Source organism: Rhodococcus sp. IEGM 1372, assembly GCF_030056835.1.
Taxonomy (GTDB): domain Bacteria; phylum Actinomycetota; class Actinomycetes; order Mycobacteriales; family Mycobacteriaceae; genus Rhodococcoides.
The window spans coordinates 1-6,733 of the sequence record NZ_JASHKS010000074.1 but is presented as its reverse complement, the minus strand read 5'-3'; the positions used below and the strand labels follow the sequence as shown (position 1 = coordinate 6,733).

9 protein-coding genes and 4 tRNA genes are annotated in these 6,733 nt (G+C 62.4%); 11 read left to right on the top strand and 2 right to left on the bottom strand.

What is annotated here, in order from left to right; all coding sequences use genetic code 11:
• Window positions 1-126: 126 nt before the first annotated feature.
• Window positions 127-627, bottom strand: a complete 501-nt coding sequence (locus QM590_RS25530) for a YajQ family cyclic di-GMP-binding protein (RefSeq protein WP_008713817.1) — start codon at window positions 625-627, stop codon at window positions 127-129.
• 175 nt (window positions 628-802) lie between these two features.
• Here QM590_RS25530 and QM590_RS25525 point away from each other — a divergent pair.
• From QM590_RS25525 to rplA, 11 genes are all read left to right on the top strand, one after another.
• A tRNA-Tyr gene (locus QM590_RS25525) sits at window positions 803-885 on the top strand.
• Between the two features lie 150 nt (window positions 886-1,035).
• Window positions 1,036-1,108: transfer RNA gene (locus QM590_RS25520), tRNA-Thr, on the top strand.
• Between the two features lie 62 nt (window positions 1,109-1,170).
• Window positions 1,171-1,243 (top strand) — tRNA-Met (locus tag QM590_RS25515).
• A gap of 81 nt (window positions 1,244-1,324) precedes the next feature.
• Window positions 1,325-1,492: a 50S ribosomal protein L33 gene (gene rpmG / locus QM590_RS25510; RefSeq protein WP_027498281.1), complete on the top strand. Its 168-nt coding sequence runs from the start codon at window positions 1,325-1,327 to the stop codon at window positions 1,490-1,492.
• A 138-nt stretch (window positions 1,493-1,630) separates the two neighbouring features.
• Entirely contained in the window at window positions 1,631-2,143 is a 513-nt protein-coding gene (gene hadA / locus QM590_RS25505) for a (3R)-hydroxyacyl-ACP dehydratase subunit HadA (protein ID WP_269596855.1), read from the top strand.
• Window positions 2,130-2,555 carry a (3R)-hydroxyacyl-ACP dehydratase subunit HadB gene (hadB, locus tag QM590_RS25500; RefSeq protein WP_269596856.1) on the top strand — a complete coding sequence of 142 codons (426 nt, stop codon included), beginning with the start codon at window positions 2,130-2,132 and terminating at the stop codon, window positions 2,553-2,555. The genes hadA and hadB overlap by 14 nt, the downstream gene beginning before the upstream one ends.
• A 189-nt stretch (window positions 2,556-2,744) precedes the next feature.
• Window positions 2,745-2,817: transfer RNA gene (locus QM590_RS25495), tRNA-Trp, on the top strand.
• 30 nt (window positions 2,818-2,847) lie between these two features.
• On the top strand, window positions 2,848-3,327 hold the full coding sequence (gene secE, locus QM590_RS25490) for a preprotein translocase subunit SecE (RefSeq protein WP_269596857.1): 480 nt from the start codon (window positions 2,848-2,850) through the stop codon (window positions 3,325-3,327).
• Between the two features lie 65 nt (window positions 3,328-3,392).
• The gene (gene nusG, locus QM590_RS25485) at window positions 3,393-4,217 is read left to right on the top strand and encodes a transcription termination/antitermination protein NusG (RefSeq protein WP_269596858.1); all 825 of its coding nucleotides are present in this window, start codon (window positions 3,393-3,395) and stop codon (window positions 4,215-4,217) included.
• Window positions 4,218-4,279: 62 nt separating this feature from the next.
• Entirely contained in the window at window positions 4,280-4,714 is a 435-nt protein-coding gene (gene rplK / locus QM590_RS25480) for a 50S ribosomal protein L11 (RefSeq protein WP_008713829.1), read from the top strand.
• 141 nt (window positions 4,715-4,855) lie between these two features.
• On the top strand, window positions 4,856-5,575 hold the full coding sequence (gene rplA, locus QM590_RS25475) for a 50S ribosomal protein L1 (protein WP_027498276.1): 720 nt from the start codon (window positions 4,856-4,858) through the stop codon (window positions 5,573-5,575).
• A 71-nt stretch (window positions 5,576-5,646) separates the two neighbouring features.
• Here rplA and QM590_RS25470 read toward each other — a convergent pair whose 3' ends face one another.
• Window positions 5,647-6,558, bottom strand: coding sequence for an alpha/beta fold hydrolase (locus tag QM590_RS25470; RefSeq protein WP_269596859.1), 912 nt, complete (start codon window positions 6,556-6,558; stop codon window positions 5,647-5,649).
• Between the last annotated feature and the right edge of the window lie 175 nt (window positions 6,559-6,733).

The following is a 6,733-nucleotide window of genomic DNA, read 5'->3' as shown; positions in this document are numbered from 1 at the left end:
GCAAACATCCCTAATGATCAGGCCCGTTGCGACCACCGCTCGAATCCGCCCGTAGCCCACTACGAATTTCCGTTCACATGCGGCGCAGGAGTGAAGCCTGCGGAACGACCCAGGTGAGAAGCCGCTCTATCGGTAGTTGACGAACTGCAGCGCGATGCCGAAGTCCTCGTTCTTGAGCAACTGCTGGATGGCCTGCAGATCGTCGCGCTTCTTGCTGCTCACGCGCAGTTCGTCGCCCTGGATCTGCGCCTTGACGCCCTTGGGGCCGTCGTCGCGGATCTTCTTGGAGATCTTCTTGGCGTTCTCGGTCGTGATGCCCTGCACCAGCTTGCCGGTGACCTTGTAGACCTTGCCGGACGCGGCCGGATCGTTGGTCTCGAAGGCCTTGAGGGACACGTCCCGTCGGATCAGCTTTTCCTTGAACACGTCGAGGGCGGCCTTGACCTTCTCCTCGGATTCGGAGGTGATGACGATCGTCTCCGACTCGCCGCTACCGGACCATTCGATGCTGGTGTCGGATCCGCGGAAGTCGAAGCGGGTCGCCAGCTCCTTCGCGGCCTGTCCGACGGCGTTGTCCACTTCCTGTCGGTCGACCTTGCTCACTACGTCGAAGGACGAATCAGCCACTTCTCACACTCTCCAGTCGAATCGAAAATTTGATTTGGCGGTGGTGTCGGTCCACATCCCGCAGGGACTTTATCGGCCCGCTACCGACCGTATCCACCCGGTTTGCGTTCCGGGGGGACGTTCGTTGTATTCTTCTCACCGCGCCGAAGAGCAGTACGGGCTTCGATCGCATCACGGCAGATTGCCCGAGCGGCCAATGGGAGCGGACTGTAAATCCGTCGGCTTATGCCTACGTAGGTTCGAATCCTACATCTGCCACACCTGGAACCCCGGCGAGGATTTCTCTCGCTGGGGTTTCCATGTGAAGAGGGACAGGAACGGCTCGCTGACCACGCAATTTGGTAGTCGGCGCTCCGAATGTGTAACCTCTTGAAGGCTTCAGCGCACGGCTCGATGTGTTCTGATCCCGCCCCCTTAGCTCAGTCGGTAGAGCGTTTCCATGGTAAGGAAAAGGTCAACGGTTCGATTCCGTTAGGGGGCTCGCTGGATTGGATGGCTCGACGTCGCGTTCCCCGCGTGGGATGGTGGACGGTGAGCACCTGAGGCGGTGTAGCTCAGTTGGTAGAGCAAACGACTCATAATCGTTGCGTCGCCGGTTCAAGTCCGGTCACCGCTACACAGTAGGCAAGCACGACCAGTAGCACTCATGAACAGTCCTGATTGACCCTGATCAGATTTACCCGAAAGTAGGCGTCCAGTGGCCTCCTCCACCGATGTGCGGCCCAAGATCACCTTGGCCTGCGAGGTTTGCAAGCACCGCAACTACATCACCAAGAAGAACCGTCGGAACGACCCCGACCGCATCGAGCTGAAGAAGTTCTGCTCCAACTGCGGAACGCATCGGGCGCACCGCGAATCTCGCTAGTCTGCTCGGCTCGCTGGTTCGCAGTTCCGATTTTTCGTCGGCGCCCGGCGTTAGGTCGCATTTTCTTCCCTAACGGCTCTTGCGTCCAGGGTAGAAAAGGTCTCCACCGTGTCACAAGCTCCACATGACGTACCGGCCATGGATGCATCCGCTCACGCGGCGTCCATGGTCGGTTGTCATTTCCGCGTCGACGACTTCTACGAGGTCGGCCGCGAGAAGGTTCGTGAGTATGCGCGTGCCGTCCAGGATTTTCATCCCGCGCACCACGACGAGGACGCAGCGAAGGGCCTCGGTTACGACGGTCTCCTCGCGCCCTTGACCTTCGTTTCCCTGCTCGGGATCATGTCGCAGACCCGGATGTTGCAAGAGGTCATCACGGGTTACGACCCGAGTCAGATCCTGCAGACCGATCAAAAACTGGAGTTCCATCGCCCGATCCAGGTCGGCGATCGAATTTTCTGCGACGTGTATCTCGAGTCGTTCCGGCAGATGGGTGGCAGCGACATCATGACCACCAAGAACATCATCACCGATCAGAACGGCAACCTCGTGCAAACCACGTGGACGACGATCGTGGCGCGAACCGGCGGGGAGATCGACGAGAACATCGCCCATGCGGTGAAGGAAGTGATCAGGCATGGCGCTTCGTAACTTCGACGACGTGTCGGTCGGGGACGAACTGCCCGAGCGAGTGGTGTCCCTGACCCGCGGCGACCTGGTCAACTACGCAGGCGTGTCCGGCGATCCCAACCCGATCCACTGGAGTGACAAGGTCGTCGCGCTGGCCGGATTGGACGACGTCATCGCGCACGGGATGCTCACGATGGGCCTCGGTGCCGGTTTCGTCACGTCGTGGCTCGGCGACCCGGGTGCGGTCACCGAGTACAACGTGCGCTTCACCAGTGCGGTGTTGGTCCCGGCCGATGCCCCGGCGTCGGTGGAGTTCACCGGCAAGGTCAAGTCTGTGGACGCCGACGAGCGAACCGCGATCGTCGCCATCGTCGCGAAGTCCGCAGGCAAGAAGATTTTCGGGCGAGCGACCGCAACGGTGCGCTTGGCCTGAGCATGGTCGATCCGGCGGAGTTCGTTCACCGCCGGGACGACGGGATTTATCTGTTCCGAAGGGTGTGCAGTACACTGAGATTTCTGGGGTAATTCGGCGCTCCGCGCTGCCCGCGTCCTCCTCCGGAGGTCGCGTGGGTCGTGTGGATGAGCCGGATGGACACCAGAGCGGCCGAGAAGTTTCGGCCGAAGGGGCGTAGCTCAATTGGTAGAGCAACGGTCTCCAAAACCGTAGGTTGCAGGTTCAAGTCCTGTCGCCCCTGCCCAAGGTGTCAGCAACTGAGAGGAACGACGTGAGCGAGGAGCGCGGTAAGCGCGACGATCGATCGGAGGAGGAGTTCGAGAACTCCTCGGCTTCGGGCGACGTCGCACCTGGCTCCGAGGGCCGTCCTTCCGATGCTGACACCACTGCCGGTGAATCCGCTGCAGACGCCGTGGTACCCACCGGCAAGCGATCCACCAGCAGGTCCCGCGGAAGCGCTTCGAGCGTGTCGATGTCCAAGGCTCCGGCCGCATCCACCGCGCCGGCCAAGACCAAGACCGGCAGGACTCGTTCGGGCAAGGTCAAAGCCGACAAGCGGCCGAACGTGTTCATGCGTCTGCTGCAGTTCTTCCGTGAGGTCTTCGCCGAGCTTCGCAAGGTCATCTGGCCGAACAAGAAGCAGATGGTCACCTACACCAGCGTCGTGCTCGTCTTCCTGACGTTCATGGTCGCGTACATCAGTGGCCTCGACCTGCTCTTCATCCAGGGCGTCGGCTGGCTGTTCGGCTGACCGATCGCAGCTGCGTGACTTATCGACGATCGAACCGAGCAGGAAACTAGAGAAAGGGTGCTGACGTGAGCACGCCGCACAACGACGCCACCGAAGTGGCCGCATTCGACGCCGATGTCGAGGCGACCAAGCAGGGCCTCGAAGCGGAGCAGGCCGCTCAGGACCGCGAAACCGACGAAGCCATCAAGGCCGACGTTGCCGCCGCTGCCGGTGAGGACGTTCCCGCCGAAGACGGCGAGGCAGCCGACGCCGACGTGACAGCCGAGCCCGAGGATCCCGTCGCCGAGATGAAGGCGGCTCTGCGCCGCGCTCCCGGTGACTGGTACGTCATTCACTCGTACGCCGGTTACGAGAACAAGGTCAAGGCCAACCTCGAGACTCGCGTGCAGAACCTCGACGTCGGCGACTACATCTTCCAGGTGGAAGTTCCCACCGAAGAGGTCACCGAGATCAAGAACGGCCAGCGCAAGCAGGTCAACCGCAAGGTTCTGCCCGGCTACATCCTCGTGCGCATGGAACTCAACGACGAGTCATGGGGAGCGGTTCGCAACACTCCCGGCGTCACCGGTTTCGTCGGTGCCACCTCGCGGCCGTCACCGCTGACCATCAACGAGGTCGTCAAGTTCCTCATGCCGCAGGAAGGCGCCAAGAAGGACGCGAAAGCGGCCGCAGGCGCAGCCGAGCAGGGCGGCGACACCACGTCGAAGCCGACCATCGAGGTCGACTTCGAGGTCGGCGAGTCGGTCACCGTCATGGACGGCCCGTTCGCCACGCTTCCCGCCAGCATCAGCGAGGTCAACGCAGAGCAGCAGAAGCTCAAGGTGTTGGTATCGATCTTCGGCCGTGAAACACCGGTCGAGCTCGGCTTCACTCAGGTCTCCAAGATCTAGAAGCCGACCACAGACTTGCAGTAGCAACCGCAAGAAACCCGAGCGAATACAAGGAAAAAGAAATGCCCCCGAAGAAGAAGAAGCTAGCCGGGATCATCAAGCTTCAGATCCAGGCCGGTGCCGCCAACCCGGCACCGCCCGTCGGCCCAGCACTGGGCCAGCACGGCGTCAACATCATGGAGTTCTGCAAGGCGTACAACGCCGCGACCGAGTCGCAGCGCGGCAACGTCGTGCCGGTCGAGATCTCGGTCTACGAAGACCGTACGTTCGACTTCAAGCTGAAGACTCCTCCCGCTGCCAAGCTGCTGCTCAAGGCCGCAGGCGTGGCGAAGGGCTCCGGCGAGCCGCACAAGACCAAGGTCGCCAAGGTGACCATGGATCAGGTGCGCGAGATCGCCAAGACCAAGCAGGAAGACCTCAACGCCAACGACATCGATCAGGCCGCGAAGATCATCGCCGGCACTGCTCGCTCGATGGGTATCACCGTCGAAGGCTGATTTACCCGCCCAGCAGGAGCGGAGCCTGCGGAGCGACCGTTCCAGTAGGAGCGGAGCCTGCGGAGCGACCAAAGACACAGAACGTGGGAGAGCCGGCCAGGCTCGTCAACCACACTGAACTCGAACGAAGGACAGTAAGACATGGCAAAGCGCAGCAAGGCCTACCTCGAGCAGGCCGCGAAGATCGACCAGGACAACCTCTACTCGCCTCTCGAAGCCGCGAAGCTGGCCAAGGAGACCGCGTCGAGCAAGTTCGACCCCACCGTCGAGGTCGCAGTGCGACTCGGTGTGGACCCCCGCAAGGCCGACCAGATGGTGCGCGGCACCGTCAACCTTCCCCACGGCACCGGCAAGACCGCTCGGGTTATTGTTTTCGCCGCTGGTGAGAAGGCTGCAGAGGCCGAGGCAGCAGGAGCCGACGTCGTCGGTGCAGAAGATCTGATCGAGCGCATCCAGGGCGGATTCCTGGACTTCGACGCCGCGATCGCCACCCCGGATCAGATGGCCAAGGTCGGCCGTATCGCCCGTGTCCTCGGACCGCGTGGCCTGATGCCGAACCCGAAGACGGGCACGGTCACCAACGACGTGACCAAGGCCGTCAACGACATCAAGGGCGGCAAGATCAACTTCCGCGTCGACAAGCAGGCCAACCTGCACTTCGTCATCGGCAAGGCCTCGTTCGACGAGACCAAGCTGGTGGAGAACTACGGTGCCGCACTGGACGAGATCCTGCGTGCGAAGCCGTCGTCGGCCAAGGGCCGTTACGTCAAGAAGGTCACCGTCTCGACCACCACCGGACCCGGCGTCCAGGTCGATCCGAACCGCACGCGCAACCTCCTCGAGGACGACGCGAACGCGTAAGTCAGCTCAGCACTACCACGAAGGCCGGCCCCGATACATCGGGTGCCGGCCTTCGTCGTTCGTGGAGGTGCCTACGCAGCCCGCGCCCGAGCGAAATTCGCCAGGATGATGCCCGCGATGCGGTCGATCAGTGCGGCGGGCAGGTCGTGGGCCATACCGTCGATCAGCGTCAGTTCGGCGTCGGGGACGGCGCGGGCGATGGCCTTCCCACCCGACGGCCGGACCAGTTTGTCGGCGGTGCCGTGGATGACCGTGGTGGGAGCGGTGATCTTCTTCGCGTAGGGCCGCAGACTGCCGGTGCCGGTGATGGCGGCCATCTGCCGCACGACACCGGACGGGTTGTAGTTCCGCTCGTACATCACCTGCGCGATCTCCAGTTGCTCCTCGGGCGGAGTGCGATAACCGGGGGAACCGATCGCGGCGAGCGCCTTCGCCGAATGCGCGATGATCTCGTCCTTGGTGGCGTCCTTCCCGACGCCACCGATGAGCGGCAGGAGCGCGCGTGGATCGGGCGGTGGCAGGAACGGTTCGTTGGTGCTCGAGAAGAGGATGCCGACCGACTTCGTTCGTTCGGGATAGCGTCCGGCGAAGACCTGGGTGATCATTCCGCCCATGGAGGCTCCGACGACGTGCACCGAGTCGATGTCGAGGTGGTCGAGCACGCCGACGGCGTCGGCCGCCATGTCCGTGATCGTGTAGGGCACGTCAGAGGACATCCCGAACTCATGCCGGATCAGGCGAAGAATCTGGGAACCCCGCACTTTCTGCCCCGTCATCTTGGTGGACAACCCGATGTCTCGATTGTCGATTCGGATCACCCGGTAGCCGGCGTCGACGAGACGGGTGCAGAAGTTCATGGGCCACAACGTCAATTGCGCGGACAGGCCCATGATGAGCAACACTGCGGGGTCGTCGACCGACCCCATGTCCTCGTACGCGATCTCGACGGAGTTCGTCGGCGCTACACCTTGTTCGATTCTCATGTTCTCGTTCCTACCAGCCGGGGTCGCCGAGTACCGGAACCACCAGGTAACTCGGATTCTGCGGATCGATGTCGATGTCCTGTCTGCGCAGTCGCGTACGCACCAGATCCGGCAGGATCGGAGGGACTGTCTGAATAACGGTTGATCCGGTCCTTGGTTCGACACGCCGAGCTCA